13 protein-coding genes are annotated in these 17,528 nt (G+C 66.5%); 6 read left to right on the plus strand and 7 right to left on the minus strand.

The features are described 5' to 3' along the window. Positions 1–141: 141 nt before the first annotated feature. Positions 142–1,140 (minus strand): LLM class flavin-dependent oxidoreductase, encoded by a 999-nt coding sequence (locus O6Y00_RS02655; RefSeq protein WP_093398758.1) that lies wholly within the window; start codon positions 1,138–1,140, stop codon positions 142–144. Between the two features lie 113 nt (positions 1,141–1,253). Here O6Y00_RS02655 and O6Y00_RS02660 point away from each other — a divergent pair, with 113 nt between their 5' ends. From O6Y00_RS02660 to O6Y00_RS02675, 4 genes are all read left to right on the plus strand, one after another. Next, positions 1,254–1,919 carry a pyrimidine 5'-nucleotidase gene (locus O6Y00_RS02660; RefSeq protein ID WP_353441081.1) on the plus strand — a complete coding sequence of 222 codons (666 nt, stop codon included), beginning with the start codon at positions 1,254–1,256 and terminating at the stop codon, positions 1,917–1,919. Further along, positions 1,916–2,734 carry a 2,3,4,5-tetrahydropyridine-2,6-dicarboxylate N-succinyltransferase gene (dapD, locus tag O6Y00_RS02665; RefSeq protein WP_353441083.1) on the plus strand — a complete coding sequence of 273 codons (819 nt, stop codon included), beginning with the start codon at positions 1,916–1,918 and terminating at the stop codon, positions 2,732–2,734. The genes O6Y00_RS02660 and dapD overlap by 4 nt, the downstream gene beginning before the upstream one ends. A gap of 61 nt (positions 2,735–2,795) precedes the next feature. Further along, positions 2,796–3,767, plus strand: a complete 972-nt coding sequence (glpX, locus tag O6Y00_RS02670) for a class II fructose-bisphosphatase (RefSeq protein ID WP_107963207.1) — start codon at positions 2,796–2,798, stop codon at positions 3,765–3,767. A gap of 30 nt (positions 3,768–3,797) precedes the next feature. Beyond that, the gene (locus tag O6Y00_RS02675; protein WP_353441084.1) at positions 3,798–4,541 is read left to right on the plus strand and encodes a CPBP family intramembrane glutamic endopeptidase; all 744 of its coding nucleotides are present in this window, start codon (positions 3,798–3,800) and stop codon (positions 4,539–4,541) included. Here O6Y00_RS02675 and O6Y00_RS02680 read toward each other — a convergent pair. From O6Y00_RS02680 to O6Y00_RS02700, 5 genes are all read right to left on the minus strand, one after another. Next, complete coding sequence (locus O6Y00_RS02680) at positions 4,513–5,274, minus strand: ABC transporter permease (protein WP_353441086.1); 762 nt, start codon at positions 5,272–5,274, stop codon at positions 4,513–4,515. The two genes, O6Y00_RS02675 and O6Y00_RS02680, sit on opposite strands and share 29 nt — an antisense overlap. Continuing rightward, on the minus strand, positions 5,271–6,200 hold the full coding sequence (locus tag O6Y00_RS02685; protein WP_136191224.1) for an ABC transporter ATP-binding protein: 930 nt from the start codon (positions 6,198–6,200) through the stop codon (positions 5,271–5,273). The genes O6Y00_RS02680 and O6Y00_RS02685 overlap by 4 nt, the downstream gene beginning before the upstream one ends. Before the next feature lie 132 nt (positions 6,201–6,332). Continuing rightward, on the minus strand, positions 6,333–7,043 hold the full coding sequence (locus O6Y00_RS02690; protein ID WP_353441087.1) for a DsbA family protein: 711 nt from the start codon (positions 7,041–7,043) through the stop codon (positions 6,333–6,335). Further along, entirely contained in the window at positions 7,040–8,395 is a 1,356-nt protein-coding gene (locus O6Y00_RS02695; RefSeq protein WP_353441088.1) for a M48 family metalloprotease, read from the minus strand. The genes O6Y00_RS02690 and O6Y00_RS02695 overlap by 4 nt, the downstream gene beginning before the upstream one ends. Positions 8,396–9,081: 686 nt before the next feature. After that, positions 9,082–12,024 (minus strand): ribonuclease E/G, encoded by a 2,943-nt coding sequence (locus O6Y00_RS02700; protein WP_353441393.1) that lies wholly within the window; start codon positions 12,022–12,024, stop codon positions 9,082–9,084. 552 nt (positions 12,025–12,576) lie between these two features. Here O6Y00_RS02700 and O6Y00_RS02705 point away from each other — a divergent pair. Together O6Y00_RS02705 and O6Y00_RS02710 are read left to right on the plus strand one after the other, a co-directional pair. Continuing rightward, the gene (locus O6Y00_RS02705; protein WP_353441089.1) at positions 12,577–13,818 is read left to right on the plus strand and encodes an N-acetylmuramoyl-L-alanine amidase; all 1,242 of its coding nucleotides are present in this window, start codon (positions 12,577–12,579) and stop codon (positions 13,816–13,818) included. 170 nt (positions 13,819–13,988) lie between these two features. Continuing rightward, positions 13,989–15,962: an OPT family oligopeptide transporter gene (locus O6Y00_RS02710; protein ID WP_353441090.1), complete on the plus strand. Its 1,974-nt coding sequence runs from the start codon at positions 13,989–13,991 to the stop codon at positions 15,960–15,962. 271 nt (positions 15,963–16,233) lie between these two features. Here O6Y00_RS02710 and O6Y00_RS02715 read toward each other — a convergent pair whose 3' ends face one another. Beyond that, positions 16,234–17,517 (minus strand): glycoside hydrolase family 130 protein, encoded by a 1,284-nt coding sequence (locus tag O6Y00_RS02715; protein WP_353441091.1) that lies wholly within the window; start codon positions 17,515–17,517, stop codon positions 16,234–16,236. Positions 17,518–17,528: the final 11 nt, after the last annotated feature.

The raw sequence follows: 17,528 nt of genomic DNA on the forward strand, positions 1-17,528 counted from the left end.
CGCCCAGAAGATAACTCGCCCCCCCTCCCTGGAAGGGAGGGGTTGGGGGTGGGTTGGCCGGTTTTAGCCGCTCCGGTTGGAGCTTGCGGAAACCGACCCACCCCCGTCCCCTCCCTTTCAGGGAGGGGGGAAGTCGCTGGCTTACGCCGCGATCTTCAATTCCTGCATCACATCCGCCGTGATCGACAGACTCCGCTTGCGGGCCTCGTGGTCGTAGATCGCGCTGGTCACCATGACCTCGTCGACGCCGGTCCGCTCGACGAACGCCGCGATGCCGCGGGCGACCTTGGCCGGGCTGCCGACTGCCGAGCATTGCAGGACGTGGTCGAGGATCTGGTTGCCCTGCGCACCGAGCGACTCGCGATAGCCGGCGAGGGGCGGCTTCATCTGGCCGGGGTTACCGGTGCGCAACGCCACGAACGACTGTTGCTGCGAGGTGGCGAGCAGTTCGGCCTCCGCATCGGTCTCGGCTGCGAACACGTTGAAGCCGGCCATGACGTGCGGCTTGGCGAGCCGCGCCGAGGGGCGGAAGTCGCGGCGGTAGATCGCCAGCGCGGCATCCAGCGCATCGGGCGCAAAGTGCGAGGCGAACGCGTAGGGCAGGCCAAGTGCTGCCGCCAATTGCGCGCCGAACGTGCTGGAGCCGAGGATCCACATCTCGACATCCGCGCCTGCGCCCGGGGTGGCGACGATGCCGGTCTGGCCGTCGTTGGCGAAGTAGCTTTGCAACTCCATGACGTCCTGCGGGAAGGCGTTGGCGTCGGTCTCGAGCGTGCGGCGCATTGCGCGCGCGACGCGCTGGTCGGAGCCGGGTGCGCGGCCGAGGCCGAGGTCGATGCGGCCGGGGAACAGCGCGTCGAGCGTGCCGAACTGCTCGGCGATCGTCAGCGGCGCGTGGTTGGGGAGCATGATGCCGCCCGAGCCTACGCGGATCGTCTTCGTGGCGGCGGCGATGTGCGCGATCACGACGGCGGTCGCGGCCGACGCGATGCCGGTCATGCCGTGGTGTTCGGCGACCCAGTAACGCTGGAACCCGACGCTCTCGGCGTGCCGCGCGAGGTCGGCCGCGTTGGCGAGCGATTGGGAGACGGTGCCGCCTTCGATGACGGGGACCAGATCGAGCAGGGAATAACGTGTCATGCACCAGAGATAGGTACCGAGCGGTAGCTTATCCAGCCCTTATGCGTCCGCCGCACGTTGCGAAGGCACCGTCGCCTTGCCCCGATCGGTCGCGGTGCCTAGAGGTTCGCGCGATGCTTGCCCGCCTTGACCACGTCCGCAACTGGATCTTCGATCTCGACAACACGCTGTACCCGGCGAGCGCGGACCTGTTCGCGCAGGTCGATGCGCGGATGACCGGGTTCATACAGGATCTGCTCGGGCTGGAGCATGACGAGGCGCGCCGCGTGCAGAAGGGGTATTTCCACAATCACGGCACGACGCTGTCGGGGCTGATGGCCGAGCACCACGTCGATCCGCACGCGTTCCTGGCGCATGTTCACGACATCGAGATGGACGTGATCGAGCACGACGCGCCTTTGGTCGCCGCGATCGCCAGGTTGCCGGGGCGCAAACTCGTCTTCACCAACGGCGACACGCCGTATGCGACGCGGATCCTCGATCGGCTCGGACTGAGCGAGAGCTTCGAGGCTATCCACGACATCCACGCGATGAACCTGATGCCGAAGCCGCATGCGTCGGCCTATGCAGGGTTCTGCGCGGCGTTCGACATCGATCCCCGCGCGTCGCTGTTCGCCGACGACATGGCGCGCAACCTGACGCCGGCCAAGGCGATCGGGATGACGACCGTGTGGATCGACAACGGCTCCGAGCAGTCGCCCGACGTCGCGCGCGATCACATCGATTTTACCGTGCCGGTGCTTGCGCCATGGCTCGAAACCATCCTGGAGACATCATGACCTTGCAGACCATCATCGACGCCGCCTGGGATGATCGCGCGAACCTCGGCCTGGATACCAAGGGCGAGGTTCGCGACGCCGTCGAGTCCGCGCTGGCGATGCTGGACGCGGGGACCGCGCGCGTTGCCGAGCCGACCGCTGATGGCTGGCAGGTCAACCAGTGGTTGAAGAAGGCGGTGCTGCTCTCGTTCCGGCTCAACGACAACGTCGTGATCGACGGCGGTTCGGCCGGCTCGCCGGGGTTCGACAAGGTGCCGTCGAAGTTCGCGGGCTGGGGCGATGCCGAGTTCCGCTCGGCGCGGATCCGCGTCGTGCCGGGTGCGGTCGCTCGCCGCGGGAGCTTCATCGCCAAGGGCGCGATCCTGATGCCGAGCTTCGTCAACATCGGCGCCTTTGTCGGCGAGGGGACGATGGTCGACGCCTGGGCGACGGTCGGGTCGTGCGCGCAGATCGGCAAGAACGTCCATTTGTCGGGCGGCGCCGGCATCGGCGGCGTGCTCGAGCCGTTGCAGGCCGATCCCGTCATCATCGGCGACGGCGCCTTCATCGGCGCGCGCGCCGAAGTCGCCGAGGGCGTCCGCGTCGGCGAGGGTGCGGTGCTGTCGATGGGCGTGTATCTGGGCGCCTCGACCAAGATCGTCGACCGCGCGACCGGCGAAGTCTTCAAGGGCGAAGTGCCGCCCTATTCCGTCGTCGTGCCAGGCTCGATAGGTGGCGGTGACGGCAAGCCGGCCTTGTACTGCGCCGTCATCGTCAAGCGGGTCGATGCGCAAACTCGTTCCAAAACCTCGATCAATGACCTTCTAAGGGACTGATCGGGTCGACAACCCGGCGGGCGCTGCCTATCCGGGTCGAAACATACCGAGGAGATAGATTTTGACCGCTGCCGCCAGCCAGGTTCTCGACCGCGTACTCGTCCTCGAAATGGTCCGCGTGACCGAAGCGGCGGCGATCGCCGCGTCGACGCTCGTCGGGCGCGGCGACGAGAAGGCGGCGGATGCGGCCGCGGTCGAGGCGATGCGCGAGGCGCTCAACTCGCTCTACATGGACGGCACCGTGGTGATCGGCGAGGGCGAGCGCGACGAGGCGCCGATGCTGTTCATCGGCGAGAAGGTCGGCTCGGCGATCGGCAAGGGTCCGAAGATCGACATCGCGCTCGATCCGCTCGAAGGCACGACGATCTGCGCGACCGCGGGGCCGAACAGCCTCGCCGTGCTGGCGATCGCCGAAGAGGGCGGGCTGCTCAACGCGCCCGACGTCTACATGGACAAGATCGCCGTGGGCCCGGGCTATCCCGAGGGCATCATCGACCTCGACAAGACGCCGACCGAGAACATCAACGCCGTCGCCGCTGCCAAGGGCGTGCCCGCGCGCGACCTGATCGTGTGCGTGCTCGATCGGCCGCGTCACGAGGCGCTGATCGCCGAACTGCGCAAGGTCGGCTGCGGGATCATGCTGATCGGTGATGGCGACGTCGCCGGCGTGATCGCGACGTCCGATCCCGAGACCACGGTCGACGTGTATATGGGCTCGGGTGGCGCACCAGAGGGCGTGCTGGCGTGCGCGGCGCTGCGCTGCGTCGGTGGCCAGTTCAAGGGCCGGCTGTTGTTCCGCAACGACGACGAGCGTGGCCGTGCGGCGAAGTGGGGGATCACCGATCTCGACAAGCAGTATGACCTGTCCGAGCTGGCCAAGGGCGACTGCATCTTCGCCGCGACGGGTGTGACGGATGGGTCGCTGCTGGCGGGCGTGAAGCGGAAGAAGGGCAAGATGACCACCGAGAGCGTGGTGATGCGCGCGTCTTCGGGCACCGTCCGTTGGGTCAAGGGCGAGCATCGCACCGATTGATCATGTTCGATCGATGATGCTCAACCGATAGTGGCCGCCGTCCTTCTTGCGCTCGTGGCCATCTATCTGGCCGCGATCCTGTGGCGGGGGCGGCTGTTTCGTACCGATCTGCTGAGGCGGCGCGCCGGTGACGGTCGCGCCGCCTCTTTGCGTATCTGGGCGCTGAGCGTCGCGATCTCGTTCGGATTGCCCGCACTGATCGGGCTGATGATCCTCGGTCAGCGTACCGTGTTAGACACGATGCCCGCCGCGTTCCTGCCGCTGGTCTTCAGGCTGGCGTCATTTGGTCTGTTGGTGACGCCCGAACCACTGATGATCGGCATGGTGGGCGGGACGATCGTCAACGTCCTCTTTGGGGTCTGGCGGGTCCGGACCGGCCGCGCGCAGATCCAAATCGGCAATTTTCCCGACGTGAAGCCAGCCGTACGGAGCGACCTGCTGCCGGCGGTGTTGCTGTCGATCTCCGCCGGGGTGTCGGAGGAAGCGTTCTTTCGCCTTTTCGTACCTTTGCTGGTCGCGCTTGTCAGCGGCAGCGCGCTGCTCGGGTTTGTTGCCGCGACGCTGCTGTTCGGCGCGGTGCACCGGTATCAGGGGATGCGCGGCGTGATCGCGACGACGTTGGTCGGCGCGGTGCTGGGCTACGTCTATCTGGCGAGCGGCGCGTTGTGGCTCGCAATGCTGTTCCACATCGTCATCGACCTCAACGCGCTGGTCGTGCGCCCGGTCGTGACCGGCGCGTGGCGCGTCAGTTCTTCATCCGCCAGCCGGTCTTGAAGATCCAGGCGATCGCGATCAGGCACACCGCGAGGAAGCCGGCCGTCACCGCGAGGCTGACCCCGACCGCGACGTCGCCTACCCCGAAGAAGCTCCAGCGGAAGCCGCTCACCAGATAGACGACCGGGTTGAAGAGGCTGAACGTGCGCCACGGCTGGGGCAGCATGTCGATCGAGTAGAACGCGCCGCCGAGGAACGTCAGCGGCGTGATCAACAGTGCGGGGACGAAGTTCAGCTGTTCGAAGCCGTTCGCCCACACGCCGATGATGAACCCGAACAGGCTGAACGCCACCGCGGTGAGGATCAGGAACGCGATCATCGCGAACGGGTGTTCGATCCGCAGCGGCACGAAGAACGACGCGGTGGCGAGGATGATGAGCCCGAGGATCACCGACTTGGTGGTCGCCGCGCCGACATAGCCGATCACCATCTCCATTGCCGACACGGGCGCGGACAAGAGTTCGTAGATCGTGCCGGTGAATTTGGGGAAGTAGATGCCGATCGATGCGTTCGAGATGCTCTGCGTGAGCAGCGACAGCATGATCAGGCCGGGGACGATGAAGCTGCCGTAATCGACGCCGCCGACCTGCTGCATCCGGCTGCCGATCGCGCCGCCGAAGACGATAAAATACAGCGATGTCGTGAGGACGGGCGTGACGAGGCTCTGCCACAGGGTGCGCAGCGCACGCGCCATTTCGAAGCGGTAGATCGCCCAGATGCCATGGGTATTCATGCGCGTTCCCCCACCAGGTCGACAAAGATGTCTTCGAGGCTCGATTTGCTGGTTTCGAGGTCCTTGAAGCCGATGCCGAGTTCGCTGAGCTTGCGGAGCAAAGACGGGATCCCGGTGTGGTCGGCCTGTGCGTCGAACACGTAGCGCAGGCGCTTGCCGTCGTCTTCCAGCGACACATCCCAGTCGGCGAGGTCGGCGGGAATCGTCGTCATCGGATCCTGGAGCGCGATATCGAGTTCGCGCTTGCCGAGCTTCTTCATCAGCGACGCCTTGTCGTCGACGAGGAGCAGCTTGCCCTTGTTGATGACGCCGACGCGGTCCGCCATCTCCTCGGCTTCCTCGATGTAATGCGTCGTCAGGATGATCGTCGTGCCGCCTTCGCGCAGGCGGTGGACGAGCTTCCACATGTCGCGGCGCAATGCCACGTCGACGCCCGCGGTGGGTTCGTCGAGGAACAGAATTTCGGGTTCGTGCGCGAGCGCTTTCGCGATCAGCACGCGGCGCTTCATCCCGCCCGAAAGTTCGCGGATCTTCGCGTCGCGCTTGTCCCAGAGCGAGAGGTCGCGGAGCACCTGTTCGATGTACGCGCTGTGGCCCGAGCGGCCGAACAGGCGGCGGCTGAAGGTGACGGTGGCGAGCACCGTCTCGAACATGTCGACGTTGAGTTCCTGGGGCACGAGGCCGATGCGGCTGCGCGCTTGCTTATAGTCGCGGATCGCGTCGTAGCCGGCGACCTTAATCGTGCCGGCGGACGGCGTGACGATGCCGCAGATGATGCTGATGAGCGTCGTCTTGCCCGCGCCGTTGGGGCCGAGGAGGGCGAAGATCTCGCCCTTTTGGATGTCTAGGTCGACTGGGTGGAGGGCGGTGGTGCCGCTCTTGTAGGTCTTGGTGACGCCCGCGATGGACAGGATCGGTTCGGTCATTGGCACCCCTTTTTGTGAGGGGAAGATGGGGGTGGGGAGGGGGGAATGATAGGCCTTCCCGCACCTTCTTGTTCTCCCGCGAAGGCGGGAGCCCAGCCTGGGTCCCCGCCTTCGCGGGGAAACAAGGAGGGGTCAGCCGGCGCGCGCTGCTGCTACCGCTTTCTGGAGGTCTTCGAGCGGCAATGCGCCGGACAGGACTCGGTCGCCGACCACCCAGCTGGGCGTCCCGGTCATGCCGAGCTTGGCGGCGGTTTCCATGTTTTTGGCAATTTCGGCGTCGGCGGTCTTGGTGAAGCTGGCCTGCGTCGCGTCGACCCCAGCCTTGCTCGCAGCCGCTGCGATCGAGGCGTCGCTGACGGGGCCGCCGGCGTAGAGCGCGTCGTGGAAGGTGGCGAACTTGCCCTGTTGCGCGGCGGCGAGGCTCGCGCGGGCGGCGATGCGGCTTTCGGCGCTGAGGATCGGGAGTTCGCGGAAGACGACGCGGACCTTCGGGTCGGCGGCGATCAGCTTGGCGATCATCGGCAGGCTCGCGCGGCAATATCCGCAATTGTAATCGAAATACTCGACGAGCGTGACATCGCCCTTGGGGTTGCCGGCCCAGGCGCTGCCGAACGGCGTGACGATCGCATCGCGGTTGGCGGTGACGGTCTTGCCCGACTCGCGGTCGCGCAGTTTCTCCATCGCCTCGGGGAGGATTTCGGGGTGCGCCAGGACATAGTCGTGGACGATCGATTCGACCTGCGCGCGCTCTACGCCGCCGCCCTGGCGATCATAGCCCCAGACCGCGAGGCCTCCGATGACGGCGCCAGCGACTGCGATCGCGGGGAATGTAAGTTTGCTCATTTGCGGCGCTTATACTGCTTGGGATTATCGTCCATCTCGTTCTGCGCGGCCATCGCGATATCCTGCGCGCGGATCCAGTCGGTGGTGTTCGCCGGGATGTTCGCGAGCGCATATTGTGCGCTCGCCGAGGCGGTCCGCATGTCGCCGCCCATGCTGGCGCGCTCGGCGGTGGCGAGCGCGGCGCGCGCGGTATCCCCCGTCAGCTCGTAGACGGTGCCGAGCTGCATCCAGGCGAACGGGTTCTGGTCGTCGCGGCCGACTGCTGTGCGGAGTACCCTGGTGGCCTCGGGGTAGTTCGCCTTGTTCTCGGTCGCGATCAGCGCGTGGCCGAAGGTGGTGGCGATCAGCGGGTTGTTGCGCGACCCTTCAGTGGCTTCCCGCAGAGGGATGAGCGACTCGGTCGGCTTGCCGGCTTCGAGCAAAATCTGCCCCTTGATCTCGAGGAAATACGGGTCGGTGGGTTCGGCCTTCACCAGTGCGTTGGCCTCGGCGTCGGCTTTCTCGGGATAGCCGGCTTTGTGATACGCGTAGGCGCGGGCGTAGTGGGCGTAGATCGACTGGTTGCTGGGTGGGTAGGCCTGCAGCGTCTGGTCGGCGGGCATGACGTAGCCGGCAAGCTTGGCCTTCACGCGGCGGAAGCGTTCTTCGAGCGCGGCGTCGGGTTTGTTGGCCCAGGCGGGCGAGGCTTGGAGGTCGGCGGTGAGCGTCGCGACGCGTTCGCCCGAGAGCGGGTGCGACTGCATGAACGGATCGATGTTGGCGGTGCCGAAGCGGTATTCCTGCTGCTGCAATTTCTTGAAGAAGCTCAGCATCCCGCGGCCGGAGATGTTTGCCTCGCGGAGGAACTTCGCGCCGGTTGCGTCTGCGGTCGATTCCTGGACGCGGCTGAACGAGAGGTAGGTGCCCATCGCCGCCTGCTGTCCAGCCGCCATGATGCCTGCGCCTGCTTCGCCGGACCCGGCCGCCATCGCGGCGAGGCCGAGCACCATCGAGAGCAGGTACATGCCCATTGCCGGCTTGGTGCCGCGATCGGCGAGGACGACATGGCCGTCGGCGATGTGGCCGAGTTCGTGCGCGATGACGCCCTGGACTTCGTTGGCGTTGTCGGCGGCCTGGATGAGGCCAGAGTGGACGTAGACGGTCTGCCCGCCGGCGACGAACGCGTTGATCGATTCGTCGTTGATAAGGACGACCTTCACGTCGCGCGTCGAGAGGCCGGCCGCCTTGATCAGCGGGTTCGACATCTCCGCGAACATGGTTTCGGTCTCGGCGTCGCGGAGGATCGACTGGGCCTTGAGGGGCGTCGTCCAGAGAAGGAGGGCGGTGGCTGCGGCGGCTACTAGGCGCTTCATATTACGGGGTATCGTCGATTGGGGGCGGGGGGGCAATGGTCGTGCGGTCGGGCGTGCGATGGTCGGGGGGCGTCTGGGGTGCCGCCGTGGTCCCCGGGCTTTGTCCCACAGGCCGTCATCTCAGCGGAAGCTGGGATATCGTCGTTTGGCGGGTGCCGCGTGCCACGGGGGGATCCCCCAGCTTTCGCTGGGGTGACGGATCTGGTTTGGATCGCAGTATTGGTTTGGATGACGGGTCGTCATTGGGATGGCGGTTTAGGGGCTGAGGCTTTGGCAGGGCGCACTTTGATCTGAAGGCGGGCGCAATCGGGCTGCTCCATGCGCTACCGCCCCGGCGTAGGCCGGGGTCCAATTGGGGGACGTTGCTAACGAAGGACGGCGCTTCGTTATTGCCACCTTTCCAATTGGGCCCCGGCCTTCGCCGGGGTGGTGGTGGGTGGGTGGAGTTCGGCGTGCCTCACTACGGGGCTGGAACACAAACCCCGGGCTGCCCCCGTGTCTTGTTCACCCGCGAAGGCGGGTGCCCAGTCTGGGTCCCCGCCTTCGCGGGGAAACATGCTTTTATCGTTACCGCGGGGCGGTGAACGCTGGAGGAGACCGCGCAGTCGACGACGTCCTGCTTCCCTACAAATGAAAACGGGCGCGGCCTTTCGGTCGCGCCCGTTTTTTGGTCACTGCGTCCGGCGTTAGCCGAAGGTGCGCTGCCACCAGCCGCGGCGGGGGGCGCCGTCGGGGTCGTCGTTGGCGCCGTCGTTGGTGTCCGACGTCGTGACGTCCTGGGGCTGGACTTCGGCCTTGGGCGGGGTGGTTGCGATCGGCTCGGCGAGAGGCTCGCTGGTCGGGGCGGCATCGCCGGCATCGACCACCGCTGCCTTGCGCGGACGACCGCGGGGCTTGGCGACCTTGGCGGGCGCTTCCTCGACTACCTCTTCAACCGCTGGGGCTTCGACCGCCGCGTCCGACGCCTTGCGACGTGCACGCTTGGGCTTGGGCGCCGACGCTTCGATGGTCTCGGCGGGCGTTGCGCTCACCTCGTCCATCGTCGCTTCTGCGACCGCTTCGCGACGGCGACGACCGGGCTTGGGTGCAGCCGGCTCGGCAGCGACGGGCGCCGGAACCACTGGTTCCGGTGCGACCGACTCGGCGTCCGCCTCGACCGCGCGTGGCTTGCGACCGCGGCGTGGCTTGGGTGCTGCATCGGCCACCGCCTCGGCGATGTTTGCCGCAGCTGCTGCTGCACGAGCACGCGGACGACGGCGCATCTTCGGACCCTCGGCGACTTCCGCCACCGGCGCTTCCTCGACGGCGGGCTCAAATGCCGGCTCGTAAGGCGGCTCGGCATAGGTCGACTCGACCGGCTCGTACGCTTCCGGCTCGGGCGCCTCGGCGATCAGCTGGGCGTCGTCTACGCTGCTGACGGCGACCGACTGGCCGTTCTCGGCGCCCTGCTCGTTGCGGCGACCACCGCGACGTCCCCGGCGACCGCGACGACGACGGCCTTCGCCCTCTGCGCCATTCGCCTGTTCGGCAGGTGCGCCAGCCTCGACCGCTTCGCCACCGCCGACTTCGACGATGTCGCCCTCGACCTCGTCGATCTCCTCGACGTTGGTGTCGGCGTCCTCGAAATTACCGTCCTCGTTGACGCCTTCTGCCGCACCTTCCTCACCGGGACGTGCACGACCGCGACGGCCGCGACGACGACGGCGCTTCTTGCCGCCTTCACCGTCTGCATCGCGAGCTTCACGGGGCGCACGCTGCTCGCCATTGCCTTCACGACCGCCTTCACGACGACGCGGCTGCTCGGCTTCGGCCTCCTCGACCTCTTCTTCCTCGATCTCGTCCTCGATCTCCTCGGGGAGGTCGTCCTCGTCTTCCTCAATGATCTGGACGAACTTCGGGGCGTGCGCGGGCGGCGGGCCGCTGGCCTCGACCGTCATGTGCGCGCCTTCCTCGTCCTGGCCGGGGATGATCTCGACGATCACGCCGTAGCGATCCTCGATCTCGGCGATGTCGGCGCGCTTGCGGTTGAGGATGTAGACCGCTGCTTCCTGGCTCGCGCGCAGGGTAAGTAGCGAACCGCGACCGCGTGCCGCCTCGTCCTCGATCAGGCGAAGTGCGGAGATGCCCGACGACGATGCGGTGCGGACCAGGCCGGTGCCCTCGCAATGCGGGCAGGCGCGGGTCGACGCTTCGAGTACGCCGGTGCGCAGGCGCTGGCGGCTCATTTCCATGAGGCCGAACGACGAGATGCGGCCGATCTGGATGCGCGCGCGATCGTTCTTGAGCGCCTCCTTCATCGCCTTCTCGACCTTACGGACGTTGGAATTGTTATCCATGTCGATGAAGTCGATGACGACGAGCCCGGCCATGTCGCGCAGGCGGAGCTGGCGGCCGATTTCCTGGGCCGCCTCGAGGTTGGTCGCGGTCGCGGTTTGCTCGATCGAATGCTCGCGCGTCGACCTCCCTGAGTTGATGTCGATCGAGACGAGCGCCTCGGTCGGGTTGATGACAAGGTAGCCGCCCGACTTCAGCTGGACGACGGGGTGGTACATCGCGGCAAGCTGATCCTCGACGCCGGCGCGCTGGAACAGCGGCACGGGGTCGGCGTAATGCTTGATGCGGCGGGCGTGCGTCGGCATCAGCAGGCGCATGAACTCGCGCGCCTGGCGATAGCCGTCCTCGCCCTCGACGATGACCTCTTCGATTTCCTTGTTGTAGATGTCGCGGATCGCGCGCTTGATCAGGTCGCTGTCGCCGTAGACGAGCGCGGGAGCCGACGCCTTGAGCGTGGCCTCGCGGATGCCGTCCCATAGGCGGGCGAGGTAATCGAAGTCGCGCTTGATCTCGACCTTCGAGCGCTGGAGGCCCGCAGTGCGGACGATGCAGCCCATCGACGGCGGCAGCTGCATGTCGGCCATGATCGTCTTGAGACGCTTGCGATCGCCCGCGTTGCTGATCTTCCGCGAGATGCCACCGCCGTGCGACGTGTTCGGCATCAGCACGCAGTAGCGACCGGCGAGCGACAGGTACGTGGTCAGCGCCGCGCCCTTGTTGCCGCGCTCCTCCTTGACGACCTGGACGAGCAACACCTGGCGGCGATGGATCACGTCCTGGATCTTGTAGCGGCGGCGCAGGTTCATGCGACGCTCGCGCAGGTCCTCGACCGCGGCATCGTCGGCGCTCGGCTTGCGCTTGCGACGGGGGGCTTCACCGGCCTCTTCGCCGCCTTCGAGTTCCTCGGCGACGTCGGGATCTACCCCGCCATCGTCCTCGAAGCGCTCGATATCGTCCTCGTCGTCACCCTCTTCGTCGTCCGAGTCGTAGTCGGCACGAAGTGCTGCCTCCTCGGCGGCGTGCTCGGCTTCCTCACGGAGCAGCGCGTCGCGATCTTCCTTGGGGATCTGGTAGTAATCGGGGTGGATCTCGCTGAACGCGAGGAAGCCGTGGCGATTGCCGCCGTAATCGATGAACGCCGCCTGGAGCGACGGCTCGACCCGCGTGACTTTGGCGAGGTAGATATTGCCCTTGAGCTGCTTGCGTTCGGCACTCTCGAAATCGAATTCCTCGATCCGGTTACCCTTGACGACTGCGATCCGGGTTTCTTCCCGGTGGCGTGCGTCGATCAGCATGCGCGTTGTCATTATAGATTCTCCGCGCGCGCGCCGGGCCTGTCGGCAGCCGTCGCGCGCTTGATGGTGGTGCGGTCAGGCACGGACGCCCGGACTCGCGGATGGTATGCGAAACTGCCTCTGCGCGAAGTGCATGCCGCGGGAACTCTCCCTGCGGCGCCCGCACGACCGCGAGTCCGTCGGCGAAGGCCGGTCGGAGTGCGGGGCGGGGGGAATGCGTCATTCGAGCGTCAACCTGAATTGCCGCGCCGGCGAGAATCCGCAGGCGGGCGTCGAGACCGGCGCGTCGCTGGCAAAATCCAGGCGACACACGGCTGTACGACAGGACTAGCACTGCATACCCGATCCCGCAACTAGCCCCGGAACCGTCGCTTTCGCGGGCGTTTCGGCTCGAATTAAGGGCGGGGGGACGCAGACTTGCTGGGGCGGCAGAGCCTTGCCGGCCAATACGTGGCAAACGGCAAATTAACCGCACTGCGCAACCGCGTCTTGTGATGCGAGGCGCTATCGCTCGCTCACAGAGATCGGATGTATCGATCAAAGGGGTGTAGCATGGGTTTTCGCTGGACCGGCGGCAGGGCCGCACGGCAAGGACGCGAGGTGTTGACGGTCATCGCCCTCATCGCCGGCTGGCTGGCGAGCGTCCCCGCCTGGGCGGCGACCGTGCAGAGCGTCGCCATCAGGGACGGGCGGATCGTCATCCGCTTCGACGAGGCAGTCGGCGATGCCGTCAGCCGCGTGCTGACCGGACCGCGCCAGATTGCGGTCGACGTGTCGGGTGCGACTCCAGGCCGCGAGGTCGTCGGGCGCGGGCTGGTGACCGGCGTCACGCAGATGCGCAGTGGCCGGTCGGGGATGCGGATGGTGTTCGATCTGGCGGAGCCGGCGATCGTGACGGACGGCGGGTTCGACTCCGATGGCCGCGAGCTGACGCTGGCGTTGCGCACGGTCGATTACGATCAGTTCGCGGAAGCCGGGATCGCCGGGCCGCTGAACTTCTTCCCGTTCAATTTCGGGGCTGCGTCGCGGCCGAAGTACAAGGTGTCGGTGCCGGTGCCACCCAAGGCGCGGGGCATGAAACTGCCGCGCGTGCAGGGCGACGATACGCGGCCGCTGGTGGTGATCGATGCGGGGCATGGCGGTGTCGATCCGGGTGCGATCGGGCCGAACGGACTGCGCGAGAAGGACGTGACGCTGAAGGTCGCCAAGGCGATCCGCGACGAGCTGCTCGCATCGGGGCGCGTCCGCGTGGCGCTGACGCGGAACGACGACCGCTATCTGATCTTGCGCGAGCGGTATGGGGTTGCTCGGCGGTTGAAGGGTGATCTGTTCATCTCGATCCATTGCGACAGCACGGGTTCGGAGAACGCTACCGGCGCGACCGCGTACACGCTGTCCGAGGTGGCTTCGGACAAGGAAGCAGCGCGGCTGGCGGCGCGCGAGAACAAGGCGGACGTGATCTCGGGCGTGAACCTCGGCGAGGCGCCGGCGGACGTGTCGTCGATCCTGATCGACCTGACGCAGCGCGAGACGATGAACGCCTCGGCGACGTTCGCGCGGCTGCTCGGGCGCGAGGCCAGGCCGTTGATGCCGTTGAAGGCGAACTTCCACCGGATGGCGTCGTTGATGGTCCTGAAGGCGCCGGACATGCCGTCGATCCTGTTCGAGACGGGGTATATCTCGAACCCGCAGGACGCGGCGTTTCTCGACAGCGAGGAAGGGCGGCACCGGATCGCGGAAAGCGTAACGCGGGCGGTCGAGGTAAATTTCGCACGACGGATGGCGACGCGGTAGAACCGGTAGCGGTAGGCAAGGTAAACCCGCCCTTCCTTGTTCTCCCGCGAAGGCGGGAGCCCAGTCTGGGCTCCCGCCTTCGCGGGAGAACAAGCTAGTAACGTTCGATACGGTTTCCTCTGGCCGCACATCATGCCACAAGTCGCCCAAATTGCTTTGAGGCTGACTAGATGACCGACGCAACGCGGGGCGTATCCGAGACGGGCCCCGAGACCAGCATGCGCGAACTCACATTCCGCGGGATCGTGCTCGGCGGGATCATCACGCTGCTGTTCACTGCGGCGAACGTCTATCTCGGGCTCAAGATCGGGCTGACGTTCGCGACGTCGATCCCGGCGGCGGTGATCTCGATGGCGGTGCTGCGGTTGTTCAAGGATTCGACGATCCTCGAGAACAACATCGTCCAGACGATCGCGTCCGCCGCGGGCACGCTCGCGGCGATCATCTTCGTGTTGCCGGGGCTGGTGATGATCGGCTGGTGGCAGGGCTTTCCGTTCTTCACGACCGCGGCGATCACGATGTTCGGCGGCGTGCTCGGCGTGCTGTTCTCGGTGCCGCTGCGCCGTGCGCTCGTCGTCGACACCGTGCTGCCGTACCCTGAGGGCCGCGCGGCCGCCGAGGTGCTGAAGGTCGGCGCGGGTAGTCGCGAAGGCGGCGAGGAGAGCGCGCGCGGGCTGGGCATCATCGTTGCAAATGCGGTCGTCTCGGCCGCGTTCGCGATCCTGACGCAGACCAAGCTCGCCGCCGCCGAGGCCGCGACGTGGTTCCGCGTCGGCGCTGGTGCGACCGGGATTTCGGGCGGGCTGTCGTTCGCGTTGCTCGGCGCGGGGCATCTGGTCGGCATCTCGGTCGGCATGGCGATGTTCGCGGGCGTGGTGATCGGCTGGTGGATATTGCTGCCGATCCTGACCTCGGGCGGGAGCGTCACCGGGACCGCGGAAGTGATCGCCAATACCGTGTTCCGCTCGGACGTCCGCTTCTTCGGCGCGGGCGTGATCGGCGTCGCGGCGATCTGGACGTTGTTGAAGATCGCCGGGCCTGTCGTCGGCGGCGTGCGTTCGGCGTTGGCGGCTTCGGCGGCCAAGCGTGGCGGCGAAGTGCTGGCTCTCGAAGAGCGTGACATTCCGATCGGGATCGTCGGGATCGGCTCGCTTGCGATGCTGGTGCCGATCGGCGTCCTGCTCTGGACCGTCTTGCAGGGCGGACCGCTGGAAGCGTCGGCGATCGGGCTGATCGCGGGGAGCCTCGTGTTCATCCTAGTCATCGGCCTCGTGATCGCGGCGGTGTGCGGGTACATGGCGGGGCTGATCGGCGCGTCGAATTCGCCGGTGTCGGGGATCGGCATCCTCGCCATCCTCGCGGCGTCGATCCTGCTGGTGTCGTGGTTCGGCCGCGCGGTCGAGCCGGGGACGACGCAGGCTTTGGTCGCCTACGGGTTGATCGTGACGGGCATCGTGTTCGGGATCGCGACGATCTCGAACGACAATCTGCAGGATCTGAAGACCGGGCAGCTGGTCGGCGCGACGCCGTGGAAGCAGCAGGTCGCGTTGCTGATCGGCGTGGTGTTCGGGTCGATCGTGGTGCCGCCGGTTTTGAACTTGCTGGGGAGCACGCTCGGGTTTGCCGGCGCGCCGGGGGCGGGGCCGAATGCTTTGGCTGCGCCTCAGGCTGCGTTGATCTCGGCGCTCGCGAAGGGTGTGCTGGGGGGGAACCTCAACTGGGCGATGATCGGCTATGGCGCGCTGACCGGCGTGGCTGTGATCGCGGTCGATGAATTGCTGGGCAAGGCGGGGAAGCTACGATTGCCGCCGCTCGGGGTCGGGCTTGGCGTGTATCTGCCGATGTCGGTGACGTTGCCGGTTACGATCGGGGCGGTCGTGGGGTTTGCGTATGATCGTTGGGCGGACCGGGCGCGGGATCCTGAACTGGCGAAGCGGATGGGTGTGCTGACCGCGACCGGCATGATCGTCGGGGAGTCGCTGTGGGGCGTTGGCTTTGCGGGGATCGTGTATCTTACCAACAAGGAGACGCCGTTGGCGTTGGTTGGGGATGGGTTTGCTAGCGTGGCGCTGGTTGGCGGGACGCTGCTGTTTGCGGTGCTGACGTGGGTGATGTACCGGCGGACGATGGCGGCTTCGCGGTAACCCTTGTTTCCCCGCGAAGGCGGGAATTAGGCTGGGCTACCGCCTTCGCGGGAGAACAAGATTGGGTTGGGACCTTGGTCCATTCCGCCACCCCGGCGGAGGCCGGGGCCCAATTGGAAAGGTGGCCGTAACGGAGCGCAGTTCGCCGTTATCTGCGTCCCCCGATTGGGCCCCGGCCTTCGCCGGGGTGGTGCTTACGCGGGGATGGCGCCTTAATGCCAGGGTGGTGCTAACGCGTGGGAGAAGGACGGCGTCCGTCTGGACGCCCCCCTCACATCATCGCAGCAAGCATGTCCTTGATCGGCACGAACGCGAAGCCCACCGAGCTGTCGGCGATCCCGTACGGCATGAAGATCGTGTCGCCATGCTTCAACGCGCCGCAGCTATACACCACGTTGGGCACATACCCCTCGCGGTCCTGGTCCTTCGCCGCAAGAATCGGCTGCTTGGTGCGCCCGATCACCTTCGACGGATCGTCCTTGTCGAGCAGCACCGCGCCGATCGAGTATTTCCGCATCGCGCCGACGCCGTGCGTCAGCAGCAGCCAGCCCTCGTCGAGCTCGATCGGCGGACCGCAATTGCCGATCTGCACCAGCTCCCACGGATATTCGGGCGTCAGGATCTTCTCGCCGTCATCCCAGTCGGTCAGCGTGTCGGACTTCAGCAGGAACAAATTCTCACCGTCCTGCCGGCCGATCATCATATACTGGCCGTTCACCTTCCGCGGGAACAAGGCCATGCCCTTGTTGCGCGCGGCGGGGCCGGTCATCGGCACAAGGTCGAACGCGCGGAAATCGCGGGTGCGCATCAGCTCGGACTGGATCACCGAGCCGTTATACGCGGTGTAGGTGCCGATCCACTCATAGTCGCCGTCCTCGTGCTGGAAGCGGACGATGCGGAGATCCTCGAGGCCCTTCGACTGCGCCTGCGTGATCGGGAAGATCACCGTGCCGCTCAGCGTGCTGTCGCGGTGGCGATAGACGGTGACTGGGCCGATCGGCATCTCGTCCTCGCCGCTGCCGACCGCATCGGTCGCGGTCGCGAACGGCGGTTCCGGCGCGAGCTTCATCTGGTTTTCGCAGGTGATGATGCCCTCGCGGAACGCCACGGAGGAGATGTGACCCTCGCCGACCGCGCGCAAGCTCATCAGAATGCGCATCGAGCCCGGCGGCATGCCCGACTGGTCGAAATGCGGCACCGCGCTGGGGTTCATCAGCGCAGCGGCGGCATAGCTGTACTCGTGGCAGAAATACGCGCCGATCAGCTGGCGCTTCTCGTCGCCGATCTCCGCGCCGTTCAGCCCGAGCATGTCCTCGATCTGATCGTAGCGCGTCATGAACACGCGCCGCGTCTGCCAGTGGCGTGCCTCGAAATCCTTCAGCACGACCTCGAGCTGCGCGCGCGCCTGTGCGGGCGACATTTCCAGCACTTCGCCGACGAGCCGCTCGGTGCGGCTCGGTGCGCCGCCATGGCCGCCCCAGGCGATATGGAACGGCCGCACGACGACACGCGAAGGGTCCGCGTGCAGCCGCAGCTGGTGGTTGAACAGATCCATCGTAGCAGTGC

This window comes from Sphingomonas faeni (assembly GCF_040407565.1).
Taxonomy (GTDB): Bacteria; Pseudomonadota; Alphaproteobacteria; order Sphingomonadales; family Sphingomonadaceae; genus Sphingomonas; species Sphingomonas faeni_F.